Consider the following 21733-nt stretch of genomic DNA (forward strand, 5'->3'; position numbering starts at 1 on the left):
GTTCCTGTTTGTTCTCGACCGCGACCCGCGCCCCCCGGGCGGGGGCGCCCGGGCCCCGCCCCGGGGCCGGGGGCGCCCGCGCGTACGTACCGGCCTACCGGGCGGAGTCGCGCAGCACCGCGAAGGCGCCGCGCGGCGCGGCACCGTCCGGGGCGGACCAGGGGGCCAGCACCTGACCCCGTACGTCCCGTCCGGCGGCCGGCCCCGGGCGCAGGACCCGGGTCAGGCTCAGGGTCACCGGCGCCCCCGGGGCCGCGAGGACGGTGGCCCCGGTGGTCTCCGTCACCTCCGTCAGCCCGGCCGGGAGGTCGGCGTCGACGGTGCGCACCTCCACCGTCGGGTCGGGCGTGTCGCTTTCGCCCTGCGCCTGCGCCGCCACCCGGCCGGCCAGGAGCGCGAGCAACTGGCCGACCAGCACCGGGTCGTGGGCTCCGTCGTAGACCCAGCGCTTGCCGAGCACTCCGTGCTCCAGGGTGCCGATCAGGCCCGCCCGCCCGCCGTCGAGCGGGGTCGCGCGGTAGGTGAGGGGCGTCAGGTAGGCGGGCGCGGCGTCGCCGGGGCCGTCGATGACGACCAGGAACTCGATGCCCACCTCGCCCTCGGGGTCGTCGAGCCGGAACCCGCCCGCCCTGGCGAGCCGCGGGGCGGACCCGGTGCCCCCGTACCAGGGTCGCGACGGGAGCCAGGCGCCGAGGAGTTCGACCTTGGTCGGGGTCAGCGTGGTGTGGTGGATGACTGCCATGATCACGAAACTACTCGGGCCGGCGGGCCGCGCGCGAGGGCTTTGCCCTCAGTCGGACTCGGAGACGAACGCCGCGCGCAGTTCCTCCTTCAAGGACCTTTGGAAGGCCGTCACCAGTGCCTGCACCACCATCGGTTGCATGTGCGCGGACAGTGCCTTCATCGACTCCACCCGCTCCGGATCGCTCTCGCCCTCGGTGAACGGCCCCCACACCTCGTCGCGGAACAGGGCCGTCAGCTGGTGCGCCGCCGTCCGCGCGTGCTCCAGCAGCAACCGCCTGGCCACCAGGATCGTCTCGTGCGCGATCGGTACGTCGAGCAGCGCCACCCCCAGCCGCAACAGCCCCGGATCGACCCGGAACCCCTCGCCCGAGGCGGCCACCACGTTCATCGCGGCCAACCGGCGCAGGTCACCGTCCGTCAGGTCCCGTCCGGCCCGCCGCTCCAGTTCGGCCCGCGACACCTCCTCGGCCGCGTCCGGAGCCCAGGTGGCCACCAGCGCCCGGTGGATCGCCAGGTCGTGCGCGCTCAGGTCGTCGGGCAGCGCGTCCAGGTAGCGCTGGATCGCCGACAGGGTCATGCCCTGGTGCTGCAACTCCTCGATGAGCGCCAGTCGGGACAGGTGCTCGGGGCCGTAGTGCCCCACCCGACGGGGTCCGATCACGGGAGGGGGCAAAAGCCCGCGCGTGCTGTAGAACCGTACGGTGCGGACGGTGACGCCGGCTTTCGACGCCAGCTCGTCGACGGTGAGCATCGGCTCGGTTGCCCGGTCGGCCATCGTCTGCGCCTCGCTCTCTGCTCCACAGCTTGGGTTCAACAGTATTGCTGTCGCACCAACGATGTGAAACGGCCAGGAGCTGCCCATGACCACGAACCTGCGACTGCCCGGACGACCCGAAGAGATCACCCTGCCCGTCCTGCTCGCCCGCAACGCCGCCGAACACGGATCCCTCGCCGCGCTCTCCTGGCGCGAGGGGGCCGCGTGGCGGACCCTCACCTGGAGCGAGGTCCGTCGCGAGGTCGCCGTCCTCGCCTCCGGGTACGCCGCCCTCGGCGTCCAGCGCGGCGAACACGTGCTGCTGATGATGGGCAACCGGCCCGAGCACTGGCTCACCGACCTCGCCCTCGTCCACCTCGGCGCCGTCCCCGTCACCGTGTACGGAACTTCCGCGCCCGAACAGATAGCCCACATAGCCCGCCACAGCCGGGCCCGGCTGGCCGTCGTCGAGGGCGCTCGCGAACTCGCCTGGTGGGAACCACTGCTGGCCGACGACACCGTTCCCCTGGAGCGCCTCGTGGTCGCCGAGGCCGCCGAGGCGGGCCCGCACCGCACCTACGGATCGCTGTACGCGAGCGGCGCCCGGCCGCACGACGCCGACGCCTTCGAGAAGGCCTGGCAGGAGATCCGCCCCGAGGACCCGCTGACCGTCGTCTACACCTCCGGCACCACCGGGGACCCCAAGGGCGTCCGCCTGACCCACCGCAACATCATGCTCCAGGCCGTCCGCCTCGACCGGAACACGGACCTGCCGGAGCACGCCGAGCACATCTGCTACCTGCCCTTCGCCCACATCGCCGAGCGGATCCTCGGCATCTACCTGCCCCTGCTGCGCGCCGCCCACGTCCGCCTCGTCGGCGACCCCACCGCCGTGGCGGCGGCCGTCCGCGAACTGCGTCCCGTGCAGTTCTTCGGGGTGCCCCGGGTGTGGGAGAAGCTGGCCGCCGGCGTACGGGCCGTCCTCACCCAGCTGCCGCGGGAGCAGCAGCGGGCCATCGAGGAGGCGGGCGACCTGGCCCGGGCGCTCGCCGGCCACCGGGAACGCGGCGAGGAGGCGCCGGCCGCGCTCGCAGCCTCGTACGCCGAGGCGCGCGAGCGGGTCCTGGAGCCGCTGCTGCGCCTGGCCGGGCTGGACCGGCTGGTGTGGACGGCCAGCGCCACCGCGCCGATGCCGATCGACGTGGTGCGGTTCTGGGCGGGTTGGGGGATCACCATCATGGACGCGTGGGGGCTGACCGAGACCTCCGGCGTGTGCACCGTCAACAGCCCCGACGGGTTCCGGCTGGGCTCGGTGGGGCGGCCCATCGAGGGGCTGGAACTGCGCGTCGCCGAGGACGGCGAGATCCTCGCGCGCGGCGCGACCGTCTTCGCCGGCTACCTGAGGCCCGACGGCTCGCTGGAGACCGCCTCCGACGCCGACGGCTGGTTCCCGACCGGAGACGTCGGCCGGATCGACGACGACGGCTTCCTGTGGCTGACGGACCGCAAGAAGGAGCTGATCATCACCTCGAACGGGAAGAACGTCTCCCCGGCCCTGGTGGAGAACACCGTCAAGGAGCATCCGTTGATCGGCCAGGCCCTGGTCCACGGCGACGGCCGCTCCTACCTCGTCGCCCTGCTGGTCCTCGACCCCGAACTGGCGCCGGCCTGGGCCGCCGCCCACGGCATCGAGGCCGCCTCCCTCGACGCGCTCGCCGCGCACCCGGCCGTCCTGGACGAGGTCGCCCGCGCCGTCGAGGCCGCCAACGCCAGGCTCAACCGCACCGAGCAGATCAAGCGGTTCCGGCTGCTCGCCGCGGAGTGGGGGCCGGAGTCCGGCGAGCTCACGCCCTCGCTGAAACTGCGCCGCCGCGTGGTCCGGGACAAGTACGGCGACCTGATCGAAAGGCTGTACGAGGCCCCGTAACCCGGACGGCCCCACCCGGTGAGCGGGTCCCCGCCCACCGGGTGAGGGTGGGGAAATGTCGACACGTTCCCCCCGGGCCTCCGGGCCCTCCCGCCGGGGCGAGGTGACGACCCGTGGGAGTGCTGCGTGACCACCCCGAACTGGCCCTCTTCCTGTGCCTGGCCGCCGGCTACCTCCTCGGCAAGCTGCGGGTCGGTCCGATCACCCTCGGCGGCATCTGCGGCACGCTGATCGTCTCCCTGCTACTGGGCGCCTGGGCCCACATCGAAATCTCCGCCGACGTCAAGACGATCTTCTTCGCGCTGTTCATCTTCGCCCTCGGCTACCTGGCGGGCCCGCAGTTCTTCGCCAACCTCAACCGCAAGAGCATGCGCTTCTTCGCGCTCTGCCTCATCGAGCTGGTCAGCGTCCTGGGCCTCGCCTACCTGCTGGCGAAAACCTTCGACCTGGACGTCGGCACCGCCTCCGGCATCCTGGCCGGCGCCGCCACCGAATCGGCCGTCGTCGGCACCGCCACCGAGGCCATCGCCAAACTGCCCGACCTGACCGCCGAGCAGATCACCACCTACCAGGGCCACGTGGCCACCGCCTACACGGTCTGCTACCTGTTCGGCCTGATCACCATCGTCATCTACACCAGCCAGATCATGCCGATGCTGCTGCGCGTCAGCCTGCGCGACGCCTCCCGCGAGCTGTGGGAGCGGATGCGCGGGGGCGGCGCTTCCCTGGAGAGCGACGAACGCGAGGCCCTGCCGGGCCTGGTCGGCCGGACCTACCTGGTCACCACCGCCGACGGCCGTACGGTCGGCGACCTGGAGACCGGCTTCGGCGGACGGGTCACCGTCGAGGCCGTCAAACGCGGCTCCAGGACGCTGACGCCCGCACCCGACCTCGCGCTCACCCTCTCCGACCTGGTCCTGATCGTCGGCCGCCGCTCGAACACCATCGAGGCCGGCCGCGCCATCGGCCCGGAGACCCCCGGCATCCCGGGCGTGGACACCCCGCTCGTCACCAGCCAGATCGCGGTGACCGACCGCTCCGTCTCCGGCAAGACCATCGACCGGATCGTGCACGAGCACCCGGAGTTCGCCCGCAGCGGCGTGTACGTCACCGACGTGCTCAGGGGCGACCAGAACCTGCCGGCCACCCCCGAGACGGTGATCGAGCGCGGCGACGTCGTCACCCTGGTCGGCGCCCGCTCCGGGCTGAACCGGATCGTCGCGAAGATCGGCACGGTCGCGAAGAACGACTCCACCGACTTCGTCTATCTCGGCCTCGGCATCGCGGCCGGCTCCCTCCTCGGGCAGGTCGTCGTCCGCTTCGGCGGCGTCCCGCTCTCGCTGGGCACCGGTGGCGGCTGTCTGGTCTCCGGCCTGCTCTTCGGCTGGTTCCGCTCCCGCCGACAGACCTTCGGCGCCTTCCCTCCCCAGGCCGCGACCACGATCAAGGACATGGGCCTCGCGGTGTTCATCGCCTGCACCGGTCTCACCTCCGGCCCCCAGGCCTGGCCGCTGCTCAAGGAGTACGGGGCGCTGCTGCCCTTCGCCGGGATCGCCATGGTCCTCGTACCGGCCACGCTCTCGCTCGTCATCGGCCGCAAGCTCCTGAAGATCGAACCGCCGCTGCTGATCGGAGCGATCGCCGGCCAGCAGTGCTCCACGCCGGCCATCACCTCCGTCACGCAGGTCGCACAGAGCTCCGTACCGATGCTCGGCTACACGATCACCTACGCCCTCTCCAACTTCCTGTTGCCCCTGACCGGTCCGATCCTCGTCGGGATCCTCGGCGCCTGAGCCCCGTACACCACCGGATGGCACCCACATGATCGATTTCCTCAACCGGAACATCTTCCAACCCCACCCCGAGCTGCTCGTCTTCCTCACGGTGGCGGTCGGGTTCTTCGTCGGCAAGCTCCGCTACAAGGCGATCGCCCTCGGCGCCGTCACGGGCTGCCTGATCGTGGGGCTGGTCTTCGGAGCACAGTTCAAGGTCACGATCGACGGGACCGTGAAGAACCTCTTCTTCACGATGTTCCTCTTCGCCCTCGGCTACAAGGTCGGGCCCCAGTTCTTCCGGGGACTGAAGAAGGACGGCCTGCCGCAGGTCATCAACGCCGTCATCGTCTGCGTGACCGGGTTGCTGGTCTGCTGGGGCTTCGCCTCCTTCCTCGGTTACGGACCCGGCCTCAGCGCGGGGCTGCTGGGCGGGGCGCTGACCCAGTCCGCCGTCATCGGTGTCGCCCAGGACGCCATCGGCAACCTGCCGGGCCTGTCCGCCGACCAGATCAAGGAGCAGGAGAACCTGGTCGCCGTCGGGTACGCGGTCACCTACCCGCTCGGCACCATCCTCTGCGCGATCCTGCTGGCCTCGATCCTGCCCCGGATCTACCGCCGGGACCTGGCCGCCGAGAGCGCCCGGCTCGCCATCGAGATGGACGCGCCCGCCGACGACCCGGACCTGCACGAGGGGTACTACGAGGTCGTCCTGCGCGCGTACACCATCGTCCATCCGGACCTGGTGGGCCGCACCATCGAGGACTTCGAGCAGCAGCAGAAGGCGCTCGGCCGCCGCATCTACCTCACCCGGGTCCGCCGCGACGGCGCGATCGTCGACCACACCCAGCAGACCACCCTGCGCGAGGGCGACGTGGTGGCCGTGTCCGCCCTGCGCGACTCCCTGGTGGCGTTCGACGCCCGCACCCACATCGGCCCCGAGGCCGACGACGTCGAGCTGCTCGGGTACCAGACCGAAACCCTGCACGTGGTGGTCTCCGAGAAGGCCCAGTTGGGCAAGAGCATCGCGGAGCTGCGCGCCGAACCGTTCATGGTCGGTGTGTACATCGACAAGCTGTACCGGGCGGGCGCCGAGTTCCCCTACCGGCTCAGCACCCCCGTGGAGCGCGGCGACACGGTGATCCTGTCGGGGCCCAAGCGGCTCGTCGACCCGGCCGGCGCGGCCCTCGGCAAGCCGGTGCCGACGAGTTTCGCCACCGACATGATCTGGGTGGGCCTCGGCATCTTCCTCGGCGGCTGCCTGGGCATTCCCGCCCTGACCGCCGGCGGGGTGCCGATCTCGCTGTCCACCTCGGGCGGCGCGCTGATCATGGGTCTGGTGTTCGGTTGGATCCGGGGCAAGTACCCGACGTACGGAAACGTTCCGCCCGGCGCCCAGTGGTTCATGGACACCCTCGGGCTCTGCCTCTTCGTCGCGGTCGTCGGCATCAACGCCGGGCCGAGCTTCACCAGCGGGCTGGCCCTGGCCGGCTGGGGCCTGCTGGTCTTCGGAGCCGTCGCCACGCTGATCCCGTTGCTCGTGGGCTTCCTCGTCGGCCATCACGTCCAGAAGATCCGCTTTCCGATCCTGATGGGCGTCCTCGCCGGCGGCCAGACCACCACCGCCGCGATCGGCGCCGTGGTCGAACAGTCCAAGTCGCAGGTGCCGGTGCTCGGCTACACGATCCCGTACGCCATCAGCAACGTGCTGCTGACCATCTGGGGAGCCGTCATCGTCCTCCTCCACCACTGACGCGCCGCCCGTCGCGCCCCGTCCCCGCACCCGTCCACGTAAGGAAGCACCGTGCCCGAGACCAGCTTCAGCCGCGAAGAGGTCCAGTCCTTCGCCCAGCTCAGCCCCTTCGAGCTGAAGGACAAGTTCATCCAGCTCGCCACGGCGGCCCAGGAGGACAAGCCCGGTCAGAAGGAGACCACTGCCCGCGCCATGCTCAACGCGGGGCGCGGCAACCCCAACTGGATCGCCACCGGACCGCGCGAGGCGTTCTACGCCCTCGGTTACTTCGCCCTGGACGAGTCCCGGCGCGTGTGGACCGCCGACCACCTCGGCGGGATGCCGGAGAAGAAGGGCATCGGCGGCCGGTTCGAGTCCTGGGTGCGCCGCCACCCCGAGCTCCCGGGCGTCGAGATGCTCTCCGCCTGCGTCCAGTACGCCCTGAAGCGCTGGCCGTTCGACAAGGACGCCTTCATCCACGAGCTGACCGACGCGATCACGGGCGACAACTACCCCGTCCCGGACCGGATGCTGACCCACGCGGAACACATCGTGCGCGGCTACGTCCACGACGAGATGTTCGACGAGCGGCCGCCGCACGACACCCTCTCGCTCTTCGCGACCGAGGGCGGCACGGCCGCCATGTGCTACATCTTCGACTCGCTGATGAAGAACGGGGTCCTCCACAAGGGCGACAAGATCGCCCTGCTGACCCCGGTGTTCACCCCGTACATCGAGATCCCCGAACTCGACACCTTCGAGTTCGAGGTGGTCAACGTCTCCGCGAGCCTGTTCGCCGAAACAGGGGTGCGCCAGTGGCGGTACCCGGAGGAGGAGGTGGCCAAGCTCGCGGACCCGGCCGTCAAACTCGTCTGCCTGGTCAACCCCAGCAACCCGCCGTCGCTGGCGCTCAGCGACCGGGTCGCCGACCAGATCAAGGAGATCGTGGCGGGCCCCAACCCCAACCTGCTGATCGTCACCGACGACGTCTACGGCACCTTCGTCCCGGGCTTCCGCTCGCTCGCCGCCGAACTGCCGCGCAACACCCTGCTCGTGTACTCGTACTCCAAGCACTACGGCTGCACGGGCTGGCGCCTCGGTGTGATCGGACTGCACGACGACAACGTCATCGACGAGATGATCGCCGCGTTCCCCCAGGACCAGAAGGACCGCCTCGCCGAGCGGTACGGGACCCTGACCCTCGACCCGGGCTCCATCCGGTTCATCGACCGGTTGGTCGCCGACTCCCGCTCCGTCGCCCTCAACCACACCGCCGGCCTGTCGCTGCCGCAGCAGACGATGATGGTGCTCTTCTCCCTCTTCGACATGCTCGACGAGGGGCAGGCCTACAAGGCCCGCATCCGACAGATCGTCCACCGGCGCCTGGACCTCCTCCTGGAGGGCGCCCAGATGAAGATCAGTGAGGACGACAAGCGGGCCGGTTACTACATCGAACTGGACCTGCTCGCCGAGGCGGAGCGGGTCCACGGCAAGGACTTCGCCGACTTCCTGGAGAAGAACTACGAGCCCGTCGACCCCCTGTTCCGACTCGCCGAACAGACCTCCGTCGTCCTCCTCAACGGCGGCGGGTTCGACGGACCCGAATGGTCGGTCCGGGTCTCCCTGGCCAACCTCGACGACCTCGACTACCTGAAGATCGGCCACCACCTGCGGGCGATCTTCAACGACTACGCCGACGAATGGCAGCGCTCCAGGGCCGCCGGCTGACTCCCGCGGGTGCCCGCTCCCGGGCGGGCACCCGTACGGCGGAGGTGACGGACCGGGAGGAGTTCGTTAGACAGTCGAAGGTTTTCCTCGCATAATCCTTAGACATGGGAAAGACTTACGAACGCATCGACGGCAGGCTGCGCGCCTTCATCGAACAGCAGCCGATCTTCTTCACCGCGACCGCCCCGCTCGTCGGGGACGGCACGGTCAACCTCTCCCCGAAGGGCCTCAAGGGCTCCTTCGCGGTGCTCGACGAGCAGCGGATCGCCTACCTCGACTTCGCGGGCAGCACCGCCGAGACCATCGCGCACCTGCGGGAGAACGGTCGGATCACGGTGATGTGGTGCGCCTTCCAGGGGGCGCCCAACATCGTCCGGGTGCACGGCCGGGGCGAGCCCGTCTTCCGCGACGACCCGCGCTTCACGGAACTCCTCGCACACTTCCCGGACATCGACCCGACCCTGCACGGGCTGCGCGCGATCATCGTGGTGACGGCCGAACGCGTCCGCGACTCCTGCGGATACGGGGTGCCGTTCATGTCGTACGACGAGGAACGCGACCTGCACGGCCGACGCTTCTCCCGCGAGGACGACGCCTCGCTGAGCGCGTACTTCAGCAAGAAGGAACACATAGCGCAGAGCATCGACGGCCTGCCCGGACTCCCCCTCCCACTCCCGCCCGCCAACTTCTGAACACCGGCCCCTCCTCCCGACCCGGGGCCGGGAGGAGGCGTCACGTGGTCGTCGTGCCGATTCGGCCGGTACCGGAGGCGAACTGCTCGTGCGCGGCCGCCAGGGTCGCGTCCGCGGTGGTCGGGGATGCTTCTGGGCTGCCGGTCCGACGGAGTTCCGGCCCTGTCGACTACCGGGCGACGTACCCCACGACCGGGTAGTGGTCCGAAAGGTTGTCGTACGTGTAGGAGGTGCCCCAGCTGGAGACCGTCCACGGCGCCGACTGCTCCTTGACGACGTTGTTCTCCCAGCCCGCCGGGCGGGCGTTCCCCTTGCGGTACAGGACGTAGTCCAGGTCCTCGCGCGGGTCCGTCGGGTAGCGGTAGTTCGCGATCGAGTTGAGCGCGGTGTCGAAGGAGTACGTGTGCCCCGTGCGGGTGTCCGCGCCGGCCAGGTCGGCGTCGGCCAGCATGGAGGCGTACTCGGGGGTGCGCGAGTCGACGTTCATGTCGCCCGCGACGATGACCTGTTCGGTCGCCGGGATGTTCTTCGCGTCCAGGAAGGCGTCGATCGCCTTGAACTGCCGGCTGCGCATCTGCGCCGCCTCGCCCGCGCCGCAACCCGGGTCGGTGGACTGGGCGTGCGTGCCGACCACGTGCACCTTCGCGCCGTTCACGTTCAGCACGACGTAGGCGAAGCCCTTGTTGGACCACCAGTCGGCGCCGCAGGCGTCCTTGTAGACCACCTGCTCCTTGCGCAGGATCGGCCACTTGCTCAGGATCGTGACGCCGCCGTCCTCCGGCGTCGTCGCCGAGTACGCACCGCCCGTGGCGTCCCAGCCGCTCTTGCCGCGGCCCACCACCGGGGTCTGGTACGGGTACTTCGCCGCCGAGTTGGCCTTGAGCGCGTCCGACGCGGGGTTGTCGAAGGCCTCCTGGAGCACCACCACGTCGTGGCCCTGGTAGAAGGACGCCTTGGGGATCTCCGCGGCCCGGTGGTCCTGACCCCAGTTCGGGTACAGGTTCTTGCTCATCAGGAACACGTTGTACGACAGGACGCTGAGCCGCGGGGCCGCGGCGCCCTCCGCGGCCGTGGCGGCCGGCGCGGTGGTGACGGCCAGGGCGCCGGCGGCGACCGCCGCGACGGCCGTGGCGGCGGCGCGGCGCGAGCGGGGCGAGGTGTGCAGCATGAGGGTCTCCATCATTCCTGCGGGGGAAGTGCGGGGAAGATCGACGCCGTCATACAAGCAGCACCAGTTACCTCTGGGTAACACCCGTGCATCGACTTTCTGTCCGGAAGACGGCCGTCCGGGGCTCGCATACTTGTGTCATGGAGAAGCAGCACGACGCGCCCCCCGCCACACCACCGACCGGGCGCCGCCCCGACCCCGAGCCCCCCGCCCCCGGCGGGGTGCTGTGGACCATCGCCGGGGACGTCCGCGCCCTACTGATGCTGCCCGCCGCCTTCACCCTGCAGGTCGCCCACCCCGCCATCGGGGCCGGCGTCGACACCCACTCCGTCTTTCGCACCGACCCCTGGGGGCGCGGCGAACGCTCGCTGCGCTCGGTCCAGCTGTGGGTGTACGGGGGCGCCGACGCCGCCGAGGAGGGCCGCCGGGTACGCCGCCTGCACAAGGAGATCCAGGGCACCGACACCCGCGGCCGCCGCTACCACTCGCTCGACCCCGCCTGCTACTCCTGGGTCCACGCCACCGGCTTCCCCGTCTACCTCTACGCGGGGCGCTACCTGCTGCGGCCCTTCACCCCCGCCCAGGAGCGGCAGCTCTACCGGGAATGGCTCCAGGTCGGCCGGATCCTCGGCCTCCACGACCGGGACATGCCGCAGACCATCGAGGAGTACTGGGTCTACTACCGCCGGATGCTGGCGGAGGAGATCGAGCCGACCGCGGTGGCGCGGGAGCTGGTCGCCACCGATGTGGCCCTGCCCCGGCCCGAGGCGGGGTCCGCGCCGGTCCGGTTGCTGCTGCGACTGACCTGGCCGCTGCTGCGCACGGCGTTCCTGCGCCTGCGGGCCTTCGTCAGCGTCGGCTACATGCCGCCCGAGGCCCGGGAGGCCGTCGGGTTGGAGTGGAGCCCGGCCCAGGAGCGCAGGCTCCGGCGGTTCAGCTCCGCCGTGCGGATCCTCGTACCGCTGCTGCCGGAACGCCTGCGCTACCTGCCCATCGCCCGCGCCGCCCGGGCGCGGGCGCGCGCCGACGCCCGCTGAGGGACGCCGGCGCGCACCGGGGACGCGGCGGGGTGTGATCAGTGACCGTGCTTGCGGCCCTGCTCCTGGCCGTGGTCGTGGCCGTGGTCGTGGACCGTGTTCGTCGCGGCGATCTTCTTCCAGGACTTCGGCTCCGCGGCCGGCTTGGCCGGGGCCTGGAGGGCGCGGGCGCCGGCGTTCTTCGCGGCCGGCGGGGCGAAGGCCGGCTTGCCCGGGGTGTAGAGCCAGGTCTCGAACAGCTGCGCCAGCGGCTTGTTGGAGACCTTCTCCGCGTAGCGGACGAAGTCGCCGACCTTGGCGTTGCCGTGGGCCCGCTCGGTCGGCCAGCCCTTGAGGATCTGGAAGAACTTCTCGTCGCCGATCTCGTTCCGCAACGCCTGGAGCGCGATCGCGCCCCGGTCGTAGACCGCACCGTGGAACTGGTTCTCCGCACCCGGGTCACCGGGCTTGACCTGCCAGAACGGGTCCTCGGCGGGGCGGGAGGCGTACGTCCAGTCGGCGAGCTCCTGCGCGGTGCCCTCGCCCTCCTTCTCCGACCACAGCCACTGGCTGTAGCGGGCGAAGCCCTCGTTGACCCAGATGTCCTTCCAGTTGTCGACGGAGACGCTGTCGCCGTACCACTGGTGGGCGATCTCGTGGACGACCACCGAGACGTTCGCGCCGTTCTGGAACTGGCGCGGGCCGTAGAACGGCCGAGTCTGCGTCTCCAGCGCGTACCCCGCGTTCACGTTCGGGACGTAGCCGCCCAGCGCGTTGAACGGGTACGGGCCGAAGACGCCCTCCAGCCACTCGGCGACCTCGCCGGTCCGCTCCACGCTCGCGCGCGCCGCGCCGGCGTTGTCACCGAGGTCCTTGCTGTAGGCGTTCAGGATCGGCAGCCCGCTCGCCGTCTTGTCCGTCGTGATGTCGAACTTGCCGATGGCCAGGGTGGCCAGGTAGGTGGCCTGCGGCTTGTTGGAGCGCCAGTTGAAGCGGGTCCAGCCCAACTTCGAGCTCTGTGACTGGAGCACGCCGTTGCTGATGGCCTGGGTGCCGTCCGGGACGTTGACGGAGACGTCGAAGGTGGCCTTGTCCAGCGGGTGGTCGTTGCTCGGGAACCACCAGATCGCGGAGTCGGGCTCCTGCGCCGCCACGCCGCCGTCCGGGGTGCGCTGCCAGGCCGTCCAGCCGTCGACCTTGAACTCCGAGGGCTTGCCCGCGTACTTGACGACCACCGAGGACTGCTTGCCCTTCAGGAGCGGCTGGGCGGGGGTCACCTCCAGCTCCTGGGTGCCGGTCGCGGCGAACTTCGCCTTGACCCCGTTGACCCGGACCTCGCTCACCTTGAGTCCGAAGTCGAGGTTGAACCGGGACAGGTCCTGCTTGGCCGTGGTCAGCAGGGTGGCGGTGCCCTCCAGCAGGTCCGTCTTCGGCTGGTACTGCAGGCGCAGGTCGTAGTGGGAGACGTCGTAACCGCCGTTCCCGCTGGCCGGGTAGTAGGGATCGCCGATACCCGGTGCGCCCGGACCGGCACTGGCCGCCGACGCCGGGATCACCAGCAGGAGGGAGGCGGCCAGCACGCTCGGGGCGATGACTTTGCGGTGCACGAAGAGCTCCAAGTGGTAGGGGAGACAGATCGGTTCAAGGTCTCGTCCGTCGACCGTATTCACCCGTGCCGCGCCACGTCATGTCCATGGCCCCTGCTGTCACACGATCGCCATTCGGCCGTCACACCCCGCTGAGCGGACACGCCGGTCGGTGAGCGCGTCCGGTCGGCCGTCGCCACGGCCGCCGCCACGGGCCGGGCGGCGTACGGCGCACCCGGGGCGCGGCGCCGCCGTCGGCCGGCCGGCGCCCCCGCGCGCACCGGTCGCGCCCGCCCCCGCCGGCGCCACCAGAACGGCCGGAAAGGGTGGGCGCCGCACGGGCCCGGCGAGGTCGACCGGAGCGGGGACGTGGGCACCCCCGGCTACCCGACATACCGAGCAGTCGGTAACCTGCGGCGCATGACGCTTCCCCCGCACGCCGCCCGACGCTGCTGGCACACCGCCGTCAACCCGCTGCACTCCACGATCTACTTCTCGCCCGACCTCACCACCGAACTCGCGGCCCTCGGCGTCACCCACCGCGTCGCCGTCAACCTCGCGACCCGATCCGCCGCCATGGGCGCCGTCGGCCCCGGCGCGGTGACCGCCGCCTTCTACAACTACCGCCACGACCTGGTCGCCGCGCACCTCCCCGCCGTCTGGGACGTCGCCACGCCCGAGCAGGTCCTCGCCGCCCGACTGCGCGCAGCCGACACCACCCTGCGCCGCCTCCTGGGACCCGCCGTCATCGAGTCGGCCGACCTGTCCGAGGCCGCCGACCTGGCCCTGCGCGCCACCGAGGGCTGCACCCGGCACGCCCGCACCCTCTACGCCGCCCACGCCGACCTCCCCCTACCGCAGGAGCCGCACCTGCGCCTGTGGCACGCCACCACCCTGCTGCGCGAGCACCGCGGCGACGGCCACCTGGCGGCCCTCCTGCTCACCGGCCTCGACCCGGTGGAGGCCCTGGTCAGCCACACCGCCACCGGCCGCGGCATGACCCCGAAGTGGATCAGGAGCATCCGCGGCTGGCAGCAGGACGACCTCGACGCCGCCGCCGCCCGACTGCGCGCCCGGGGCATCCTGGAGCCCGACGGCGAACTCACCGACGAGGGCCGGGCCGTCCGCGAACGCCTGGAGACCGAGACCGACCGGCTCGACGCGGCCCCGTACGAACACCTCGGCGCGCGGGGCCTCGCCCGACTCGCCGAACTGGGCGGCGGATTCGTCCGGCGGGCCGTCGCGGCCGGGGCCTTCCCCCACGACCTCTTCGGCAAGGCCTGAGGGGTTCCCGCCGTCCGCCGCGGTCACCTGCCACAATTGGCAGCCTTCCACGCAAACGAAGGCAGGCGGGACCGCACAGTGACGATGTCCATCGAAGGCAGGATCGCCGAGGAGCTCGGCGTACGGGAACGGCAGGTCAAGTCCGCCGTCGAGCTGCTCGACGGCGGTTCCACCGTCCCGTTCATCGCGCGCTACCGCAAGGAAGCGACCGAGGAGCTCGACGACGCCCAGCTGCGCACCCTGGAGGAGCGGCTGCGGTACCTGCGCGAGCTGGAGGACCGGCGCGCGGCCATCCTCGAATCCGTACGGGAACAGGGCAAGCTCGATGACGCCCTGGAGGCCCGGATCAACGCGGCCGACACCAAGGCCCGACTGGAGGACATCTACCTCCCGTTCAAGCCCAAGCGCCGCACCAAGGCCCAGATCGCCCGCGAGGCCGGTCTGGAGCCCCTCGCCGAGGGCCTGCTGGCCGACCCCTCGGTCGAACCGGCCGTCGCCGCGGCCGCGTTCGTCGACGCGGACAAGGGCGTCGCCGATCCGGCCGCCGCGCTGGAGGGCGCCCGCGCCATCCTCACCGAGAAGTTCGCCGAGGACGCCGACCTGATCGGCGAACTGCGCGAGCGCATGTGGGGCCGCGGCCGGCTCGCCGCGAAGGTCCGTGAGGGCAAGGAGGAGGCCGGCGCCAAGTTCGCCGACTACTTCGACTTCGCCGAGCCGTTCACCGACCTCCCCTCGCACCGCGTGCTCGCCATGCTGCGCGGCGAGAAGGAGGACGTCCTGGCCCTGGACCTGGAGCCGGAGGAGCCGTCCGAGCTGCCCGGGCCGTCCACGTACGAGGCCATGATCGCCCGCCGCTTCGGCATCGCGGCCCCCTCGGACCACGCCCGCCCCGGTGACAAGTGGCTGACCGACACCGTCCGCTGGGCCTGGCGCACCAAGGTCCAGGTCCACCTCGGCATCGACCTGCGGTCCCGGCTGCGCGCCGCCGCCGAGGACGAGGCGGTACGCGTCTTCGCGGCGAACCTGCGCGACCTGTTGCTCGCCGCCCCCGCCGGCACCCGCTCCACGCTCGGCCTGGACCCGGGCTTCCGTACCGGCGTCAAGGTGGCCGTCGTGGACGCGACCGGCAAGGTCGTCGCCACGGACGTGATCCACCCGCACGTGCCCGCCAACCGGTGGGACGAGTCCCTGGCCAAGCTGGCCCGCCTCGCGAAGGAACACGCCGTCGAGCTCGTCGCCATCGGCAACGGCACGGCCTCCCGCGAGACCGACAAGCTCGCCGGGGACCTCATCACCCGCCACCCCGAACTGGGCCTGACCAAGGTGATGGTCTCGGAGGCGGGCGCCTCCGTGTACTCCGCCTCGGCCTTCGCCTCACAGGAACTCCCGGGCATGGACGTGTCGTTGCGCGGCGCCGTCTCCATCGCCCGCCGGCTCCAGGACCCGCTGGCCGAGCTCGTCAAGATCGACCCGAAGTCGATCGGCGTCGGCCAGTACCAGCACGACCTGTCCGAGACGAAGCTCTCCCGCTCCCTCGACGCGGTCGTCGAGGACTGCGTGAACGGCGTCGGCGTGGACGTCAACACCGCCTCCACGCCGCTGCTCTCGCGCGTGTCCGGCATCAGCGGCACCCTCGCCGAGAACATCGTCGCCCACCGCGACGCCAACGGCCCCTTCCGCAGCCGCAAGGGCCTCAAGGACGTGGCCCGGCTCGGCCCGAAGGCGTACGAGCAGTGCGCGGGCTTCCTGCGGATCCGCGACGGGGACGACCCGCTGGACGCCTCCGCCGTGCACCCCGAGACGTACCCGGTGGTCCGGGCGATGGGGAAGACCGCGGGCGGTGACGTCGCGGCGCTGATCGGCAACACGTCCGTCCTGCGCTCCCTGCGGCCGGAGGAGTTCGTCACCGAGGCCTTCGGCCTGCCGACGGTCGGCGACATCCTGCGCGAGCTGGAGAAGCCGGGCCGCGACCCGCGCCCCGCCTTCAAGACGGCCACCTTCAAGGAGGGCGTGGAGAAGATCGGCGACCTGGCCCCCGGGATGATCCTGGAGGGCGTCGTCACCAACGTGGCCGCCTTCGGCGCCTTCATCGACATCGGTGTCCACCAGGACGGCCTGGCGCACGTCTCGGCCCTCTCGAAGACCTTCGTCAAGGACCCGCGGGACGTCGTCAAGCCGGGCGACATCGTCCGCGTCAAGGTCATGGACGTGGACATCCCGCGCAAGCGGATCTCGCTGACCCTGCGGCTGGAGGACGAGGCCGGGGCCGAGCGCGGCGCCGGCGCCCCCCGGCAGCGCGAGGAGCGCCGGGGCGGCGGCCGACCCCCGCAGCAGCGCGGCGCGGCGAACCAGGGCGGCGGCCAGGGCGACGCCGCCCGACGCGCCGGCGTCCAGGGCGGCGCCGGGCAGGACCGCCGGGGCGGCCAGGGCGGCCAAGGCGGCCAAGGTCAGCGCAACGGGCCCGGTACGGGGCAGCGGCAGGGCGGAGGCTCCGACGCGGGCCGGCGGGGCGGCGCCCCGGCGCCCGCGAACAGCGCGATGGCCGACGCCCTGCGCAAGGCCGGTCTCACCGGTCCCGAGGAGCGCCGCAAGCGGAGCTGAGGCCGGTCCGCCCCGGCGGTCGGGAATGGCCGGATAGCCACCCCGACCCGGCGGCATGCCTTGCCAAGCCCCGCGCGCAATCGGTAGGCATGGCGGAACACCTGTTCGTCCCGTACGGACGGGTGTTCCGTCGCACCCCTCCGGGACCGCCTTCCCGAGGCCGCCTCAAGGCACAGGACCTTATGCCGATGCCCCCGCACGCCTACCGACGCTGCCCGAGAAAGGGTTCGAAGAGGGACCACATGCCCCATGGGGATCTCAGCCTCCGCAAACGGTGCGAGTTGATTCTCGGCCATATGGATCTGCCCCATCCGTTTTCCCTCGACGGACTGTGCGCGCGCGTCGCCGAACAGCGCGGCCGACCCATCCGGTTGCACCCCCTGCCCCCCGAGGCCGCCGAATCCGGGGTCTGCGGCCTGTGGGTGGGAACCGCGACCGTCGACCACGTCTTCTACGAAGCCCGCACCACCCCGCTGCACCGGGAGCACATCGTGCTCCACGAGCTCGGGCACATCCTCTTCGGCCACCACTCCCTCGACGCCGAGGAGAGCGCCGACCGCGCGCCGGTGGTCCTGGGCCGCACCAACTACACCAACCTCCAGGAACGCGAGGCGGAACTGCTCGCGAGCATGATCCGCACCCGCACCACCGGACCCCGCCGCCGGCGGCCGGCCCGCGCACCCCGGGGCGCCCTCGCCCGGCTGGAGTCCGCCATGGGCTACGAGCGGGGTCCGCGCGATGGCGACTGACCTCGCGGCCCTCGGGGACTGGCTCGCCGTACCGAGCGTGGTGTGCCTGTGGGTGGCCGTCCTGCTGCGCGCCCCCGGCGCCCTGCGCTCACCGCAGCAGCGCGGACTGTGGCTCGCCGTCGCCACCGCCGCCGCCGCGATGACCCTCAACCTGCCGGCGGTCGTCGCCCACGCCATGAGCCGCGACCCCGGCTACGCGCACACCGTCGGCCTCGTCCGCAACCTCATCGGCGTGCTGTCCGCCGGCGCCGTGCTCTACTTCGTCGCCGCCGCCACCGGCGGACGCGCCCTCCAACGCGCCGCCTGGATCGGCACGCTGCTGTGGTCGGCCGCCCTGCTCACCCTGGACGCCACCGCGCCCGACCACGGCGCCCACGGCATCCCGCCCACCGGAGACCCGGCGCCCTCCCTCGCCTACTGGCTCGTGCTGATCTCCGCCCACCTGATCGCCAACACCATCTGCGTCCGGGTCTGCCGACGCTACGCCCGCCGTACGCAGAGCCGCGCCCTGGCCGCCGGACTGCGCCTGTTCGGCCTCGGCACCGCGCTCGCCGGACTGTTCTGGTTCGCGTACCTCCTCAAGGCCCTGTTCGGCAGCACCTGGGCGATGCCCGCCCTGCCACTGCTGATGAACGCGCACGGCCTGCTGCGGGCCGTCGCGATCCTGGTGCCGACCCTGTTCGCGCTGCGCCGCACCACCGCCGACGTCACCACCGCCTGGCGGCTGTGGCCGCTGTGGCGGGACCTCGTCGAGGCGGTCCCGCACGTGGTGCTGACCCCGCCCCGGGCCGGCCGGGTGCTGGAGCTGCTGTGGCCGCCGCTGCCGCGCGGCCTGCTCGTCTACCGCAAGGTCATCGAGACCCGCGACGCGATCCTGGTGCTCGGCGAGTACGTGGACCCGGGCGTGCCCGAACTCGCCCGCGACCACGTCGCCGGGAGCGGGATCCCCGAGCGGCGGCGGACGGCCGCCGCGCTGGCCTGCGTACTGCACCAGGCCCGACGGGCCAAGCTGGCCGGGGAGCCCGGCCGGCCCGGCACCGGAGCGCTGGAACTGCCCGCCGAGATCCGCACGTCCGCCGAGGGCGGGGACCTGGAGGGCGAGGCCGGGTTCCTGGTCGACGTGGCCCACGCCTGGGCCGCGCCCGGCACCGCCGCCTTCACCGCGTCCCGGTCCGCCCGTTCGCCCGACTGCCCGCACCCGTAGGAAGTGGAACCGTCTTGACCACCGTTTTGATCACCGGGGCCGGCGCCGGACTCGGCGCGGCCTTCGCGCGCGGCTTCGCCGCCAAGGGCTGCGACCTGATCCTCGTCGCCCGCGACAAGGCCCGGCTGGAGTCCGTGGCCGCCGAACTCGGCGGCGCGTTCGGCGTCGACTGCGAGGTGCTGCCCGCCGACCTGCTGGACGCGCGGCAGTGCGCGGCCGTCGCCGACCGGCTCGCCGACCCCGACCGGCCCGTCGACGTCCTCGTCAACAACGCCGGCTTCGGACTCGCCGCGCCCTTCCCGTACAACCCGATCGAGGACGAGGAGCGGATGCTCGACCTCCTCGTGAAGGTCCCGCTGCGGCTCACGCACGCCCTGCTGCCCGGCCTGCGCGCCCGCCGCCGCGGCGCCGTGCTCAACGTGGCCTCGGTCGCCGGACTGCTGCCGACCGGGACGTACGGGGCCGCCAAGGCCTGGGTGACCGCCTTCAGCGAATCGCTGCGGGTGGACATGGAGCCGTACGGGGTCCGGGTGCTGGCGGTGGTGCCGGGCTTCACCCGCACCGAGTTCCAGGAACGGGCCGGCATGGACGTGAGCGCGCTGCGCGACGCGGTCTGGCTGGAGCCCGAGGCCGTGGTGGCCAAGGCCCTGCGCGACCTGGCCCGGCGCCGACCGGTCAGCATCACGGGCCGCCGCTACCAGGCGTACGCCCTCGCCGCCCGCCACCTGCCGCGCGACTTCGTCGCCCGCCGGATGGCCCGCACGCGCCGACCCCCGGCCGGATCCGAGACGTGAGCGGGCCCGTGGAGCGGGCCCGCGTGGCCCTGCGGTCGGGGGCGGGGCCCGTCGAGGTGTCCGCCGAACTCGCGGCCGAGACGCCCGACCCGCGGGGCGCGGCGCTCGCGGCGTGCGAGGCACTGTCCACCGGCCGGCTGCCCGACGCGTACGCCGCGCTCGTACGCCCACCGGTCCGCGAGCGCGGCGACCCGGTCCGGTACCGGGCGACGCCGGGCATGGCGGGCGAGCCGCTCGCCGCCCGGTTGCCGCCCGGCGACGAGGAGGCCGCCGGGCGGGTGCGTCAGGCGCGCGAACACCGCGCCCGCGAGGCCGCCGCTACAGCTCGGTGACCTTGCCGTCGACGACCTCCAGGCGACGGGTCACGTGGACGGCGTCCAGCATCCGGCGGTCGTGCGTCACCAGCAGCAGGGTGCCCTCGTAGGCGTCCAGGGCGGCCTCCAGCTGTTCGATCGCCGGCAGGTCGAGGTGGTTCGTCGGCTCGTCGAGGACCAGGAGGTTCACCCCGCGCCCCTGGAGCAGCGCCAGCGCCGCCCGGGTGCGTTCGCCGGGGGAGAGGGTCGCCGCGGTCCGCAGGACGTGCGCCGCTTTCAGCCCGAACTTCGCCAACAGGGTGCGCACCTCGGCCGGTTCGGTGTCCGGGACCGCCGCGCAGAACGCCTCCAGCAGCGGCTCGTCCCCCAGGAACAACCCGCGGGCCTGGTCCACCTCACCGACCAGGACACCGGAGCCGAGGGTCGCCCCGCCGGAGTCCGGCGCGAGCCGGCCGAGCAGCACCGCGAGCAGCGTGGACTTGCCGGCGCCGTTGGCCCCGGTGATCGCGACCCGGTCCGCCCAGTCGATCTGCAGGCTCGCCGGACCGAACGCGAAGTCCCCGCGCCGCACGGCCGCTTCGCGCAGGGTGGCCACGACCGAGCCGGAGCGCGGGGCCGCCGCGATCTCCATCCGCAGCTCCCACTCCTTGCGGGGCTCCTCGACGACGTCCAGCCGCTCGATCGCGCGCTGCGTCTGGCGGGCCTTCGCGGCCTGCTTCTCGCTGGACTCGCCGCGCAGGTTCTTGCCGATCTTGTCGTTGTCGGAGGACTTGCGGCGGGCGTTGCGCACGCCCTTGTCCATCCAGTTGCGCTGCATCTGGGCCCGGCCTTCGAGGGCGGCCTTCCTGCCCGCGTACTCGTCGAACTCCTCACGGGCGTGGCCCCGGGCCCGCTCGCGCTCCTCCAGGTAGGAGTCGTAGCCGCCGCCGTAGAGGTTGATCTGCTGCTGCGCCAGGTCGAGTTCGAGGACCTTGGTGACGGTCCGGGTCAGGAACTCGCGGTCGTGGCTGATCACCACGGTGCCCGCGCGCAGCCCCGTGACGAACTGCTCCAGCCGCTCCAGGCCGGCCAGATCCAGGTCGTTGGTCGGCTCGTCCAGCAGGAACACGTCGTACCGGGACAGCAGCAGCGAGGCCAGACCGGCGCGGGCGGCCTGGCCGCCGGACAGCGCGGTCATCGGCAGGTCCAGGCCGACGCCGAGACCGAGCTCCCCGGCGACCTCCTCGGCCCGCTCGTCGAGGTCGGCGCCGCCGAGGTTCAGCCAGCGGTCGAGGGCGTCCGCGTACGCGTCGTCCGCGCCCGCGGTGCCGTCCACGAGCCCCTGGGTGGCCGTGTCCAGGGCGGCCTGCGCGGCGGCGACACCGGTACGACGGGCGAGGAAGTCCCGGACCGACTCGCCGGGGCGCCGATCGGGCTCCTGCGGCAGGTGACCGACGGCCGCGCCGGGCGGGGAGAGCCGCAGCTCACCGGTCTCCGGGGCGTCCAGCCCGGCGAGGAGCCGCAGCAGGGTCGACTTCCCGGCGCCGTTGACGCCGACGAGTCCGATGACGTCGCCGGGCGCGACGACGAGGTCGAGATCGGCGAAGAGCGTGCGCTCACCGTGCGCGGCGGTGAGGTTCTTGGCGACGAGGGTTGCAGTCATGATGCCCCGATCCTATCCGCGCCCGC

Annotated in this window: 17 protein-coding genes; 12 read left to right on the forward strand and 5 right to left on the reverse strand. The window is 72.1% G+C overall.

The window, feature by feature from the left end:
* Positions 1-94: 94 nt before the first annotated feature.
* Positions 95-742 carry a 1,4-alpha-glucan branching protein gene (locus tag AB0D46_RS03925; RefSeq protein ID WP_362875676.1) on the reverse strand — a complete coding sequence of 216 codons (648 nt, stop codon included), beginning with the start codon at positions 740-742 and terminating at the stop codon, positions 95-97.
* A gap of 48 nt (positions 743-790) precedes the next feature.
* The gene (locus AB0D46_RS03930; RefSeq protein ID WP_362875677.1) at positions 791-1519 is read right to left on the reverse strand and encodes a MerR family transcriptional regulator; all 729 of its coding nucleotides are present in this window, start codon (positions 1517-1519) and stop codon (positions 791-793) included.
* 85 nt (positions 1520-1604) lie between these two features.
* Here AB0D46_RS03930 and AB0D46_RS03935 point away from each other — a divergent pair, with 85 nt between their 5' ends.
* From AB0D46_RS03935 to AB0D46_RS03955, 5 genes are all read left to right on the forward strand, one after another.
* On the forward strand, positions 1605-3425 hold the full coding sequence (locus tag AB0D46_RS03935; RefSeq protein ID WP_362875678.1) for an AMP-dependent synthetase/ligase: 1821 nt from the start codon (positions 1605-1607) through the stop codon (positions 3423-3425).
* A gap of 113 nt (positions 3426-3538) precedes the next feature.
* The gene (aspT, locus tag AB0D46_RS03940; protein ID WP_362875679.1) at positions 3539-5218 is read left to right on the forward strand and encodes an aspartate-alanine antiporter; all 1680 of its coding nucleotides are present in this window, start codon (positions 3539-3541) and stop codon (positions 5216-5218) included.
* Between the two features lie 28 nt (positions 5219-5246).
* Positions 5247-6950 carry an aspartate-alanine antiporter gene (aspT, locus tag AB0D46_RS03945; protein ID WP_362875680.1) on the forward strand — a complete coding sequence of 568 codons (1704 nt, stop codon included), beginning with the start codon at positions 5247-5249 and terminating at the stop codon, positions 6948-6950.
* A gap of 51 nt (positions 6951-7001) precedes the next feature.
* Positions 7002-8657 carry a bifunctional aspartate transaminase/aspartate 4-decarboxylase gene (locus AB0D46_RS03950; protein ID WP_362875681.1) on the forward strand — a complete coding sequence of 552 codons (1656 nt, stop codon included), beginning with the start codon at positions 7002-7004 and terminating at the stop codon, positions 8655-8657.
* Between the two features lie 104 nt (positions 8658-8761).
* On the forward strand, positions 8762-9349 hold the full coding sequence (locus AB0D46_RS03955; protein ID WP_362875682.1) for a pyridoxamine 5'-phosphate oxidase family protein: 588 nt from the start codon (positions 8762-8764) through the stop codon (positions 9347-9349).
* A 169-nt stretch (positions 9350-9518) separates the two neighbouring features.
* On the opposite strand, the gene sph is transcribed toward AB0D46_RS03955, so the two are convergent.
* On the reverse strand, positions 9519-10517 hold the full coding sequence (gene sph / locus AB0D46_RS03960; RefSeq protein WP_362875683.1) for a sphingomyelin phosphodiesterase: 999 nt from the start codon (positions 10515-10517) through the stop codon (positions 9519-9521).
* Positions 10518-10657: 140 nt separating this feature from the next.
* On the opposite strand from sph, the gene AB0D46_RS03965 reads away from it, so the two are divergent.
* Positions 10658-11554, forward strand: coding sequence for an oxygenase MpaB family protein (locus AB0D46_RS03965; protein ID WP_362875684.1), 897 nt, complete (start codon positions 10658-10660; stop codon positions 11552-11554).
* A 38-nt stretch (positions 11555-11592) separates the two neighbouring features.
* Here AB0D46_RS03965 and AB0D46_RS03970 read toward each other — a convergent pair whose 3' ends face one another.
* Entirely contained in the window at positions 11593-13140 is a 1548-nt protein-coding gene (locus AB0D46_RS03970) for a M1 family metallopeptidase (protein ID WP_362875685.1), read from the reverse strand.
* A gap of 399 nt (positions 13141-13539) precedes the next feature.
* Between AB0D46_RS03970 and AB0D46_RS03975 the strand changes: the two genes are divergently transcribed.
* The 6 genes from AB0D46_RS03975 to AB0D46_RS04000 all read left to right on the forward strand — a co-directional run bounded on the left by AB0D46_RS03975 (position 13540) and on the right by AB0D46_RS04000 (position 20083).
* Positions 13540-14403 (forward strand): hypothetical protein, encoded by an 864-nt coding sequence (locus AB0D46_RS03975; RefSeq protein WP_362875686.1) that lies wholly within the window; start codon positions 13540-13542, stop codon positions 14401-14403.
* 78 nt (positions 14404-14481) lie between these two features.
* Entirely contained in the window at positions 14482-17004 is a 2523-nt protein-coding gene (locus AB0D46_RS03980) for a Tex family protein (protein ID WP_362875687.1), read from the forward strand.
* 296 nt (positions 17005-17300) lie between these two features.
* Positions 17301-17753 (forward strand): hypothetical protein, encoded by a 453-nt coding sequence (locus tag AB0D46_RS03985; RefSeq protein ID WP_362875688.1) that lies wholly within the window; start codon positions 17301-17303, stop codon positions 17751-17753.
* Positions 17743-18957 carry an MAB_1171c family putative transporter gene (locus AB0D46_RS03990; protein ID WP_362875689.1) on the forward strand — a complete coding sequence of 405 codons (1215 nt, stop codon included), beginning with the start codon at positions 17743-17745 and terminating at the stop codon, positions 18955-18957. Before AB0D46_RS03985 ends, AB0D46_RS03990 begins: the two co-directional genes overlap by 11 nt.
* Before the next feature lie 14 nt (positions 18958-18971).
* Positions 18972-19751, forward strand: a complete 780-nt coding sequence (locus AB0D46_RS03995) for an SDR family NAD(P)-dependent oxidoreductase (protein ID WP_362875690.1) — start codon at positions 18972-18974, stop codon at positions 19749-19751.
* Positions 19748-20083: a hypothetical protein gene (locus tag AB0D46_RS04000; RefSeq protein ID WP_362875691.1), complete on the forward strand. Its 336-nt coding sequence runs from the start codon at positions 19748-19750 to the stop codon at positions 20081-20083. Before AB0D46_RS03995 ends, AB0D46_RS04000 begins: the two co-directional genes overlap by 4 nt.
* Here the strand turns inward: AB0D46_RS04000 and AB0D46_RS04005 are convergent.
* Entirely contained in the window at positions 20070-21707 is a 1638-nt protein-coding gene (locus tag AB0D46_RS04005; RefSeq protein WP_362875692.1) for an ABC-F family ATP-binding cassette domain-containing protein, read from the reverse strand. The two genes, AB0D46_RS04000 and AB0D46_RS04005, sit on opposite strands and share 14 nt — an antisense overlap.
* Between the last annotated feature and the right edge of the window lie 26 nt (positions 21708-21733).

Origin of the sequence: Streptomyces sp. NPDC048383 (assembly GCF_040651775.1) — a bacterium.
Taxonomy (GTDB): domain Bacteria; phylum Actinomycetota; class Actinomycetes; order Streptomycetales; family Streptomycetaceae; genus Streptomyces.

Bases quoted from the DNA above. Each gene is read 5' to 3' on its own strand.
- AB0D46_RS03990 (WP_362875689.1), top strand. From the start codon at position 17,743: ATGGCGACTGACCTCGCGGCCCTCGGGGACTGGCTCGCCGTACCGAGC.
- AB0D46_RS04005 (WP_362875692.1), bottom strand. From the start codon at position 21,707: ATGACTGCAACCCTCGTCGCCAAGAACCTCACCGCCGCGCACGGTGAG.
- sph (WP_362875683.1), bottom strand. From the start codon at position 10,517: ATGCTGCACACCTCGCCCCGCTCGCGCCGCGCCGCCGCCACGGCCGTC.
- AB0D46_RS03930 (WP_362875677.1), bottom strand. From the start codon at position 1,519: ATGGCCGACCGGGCAACCGAGCCGATGCTCACCGTCGACGAGCTGGCG.
- AB0D46_RS03965 (WP_362875684.1), top strand. From the start codon at position 10,658: ATGGAGAAGCAGCACGACGCGCCCCCCGCCACACCACCGACCGGGCGC.
- AB0D46_RS03935 (WP_362875678.1), top strand. From the start codon at position 1,605: ATGACCACGAACCTGCGACTGCCCGGACGACCCGAAGAGATCACCCTG.
- AB0D46_RS03955 (WP_362875682.1), top strand. From the start codon at position 8,762: ATGGGAAAGACTTACGAACGCATCGACGGCAGGCTGCGCGCCTTCATC.
- AB0D46_RS03975 (WP_362875686.1), top strand. From the start codon at position 13,540: ATGACGCTTCCCCCGCACGCCGCCCGACGCTGCTGGCACACCGCCGTC.
- AB0D46_RS03925 (WP_362875676.1), bottom strand. From the start codon at position 742: ATGGCAGTCATCCACCACACCACGCTGACCCCGACCAAGGTCGAACTC.
- AB0D46_RS03985 (WP_362875688.1), top strand. From the start codon at position 17,301: ATGGATCTGCCCCATCCGTTTTCCCTCGACGGACTGTGCGCGCGCGTC.
- aspT (WP_362875680.1), top strand. From the start codon at position 5,247: ATGATCGATTTCCTCAACCGGAACATCTTCCAACCCCACCCCGAGCTG.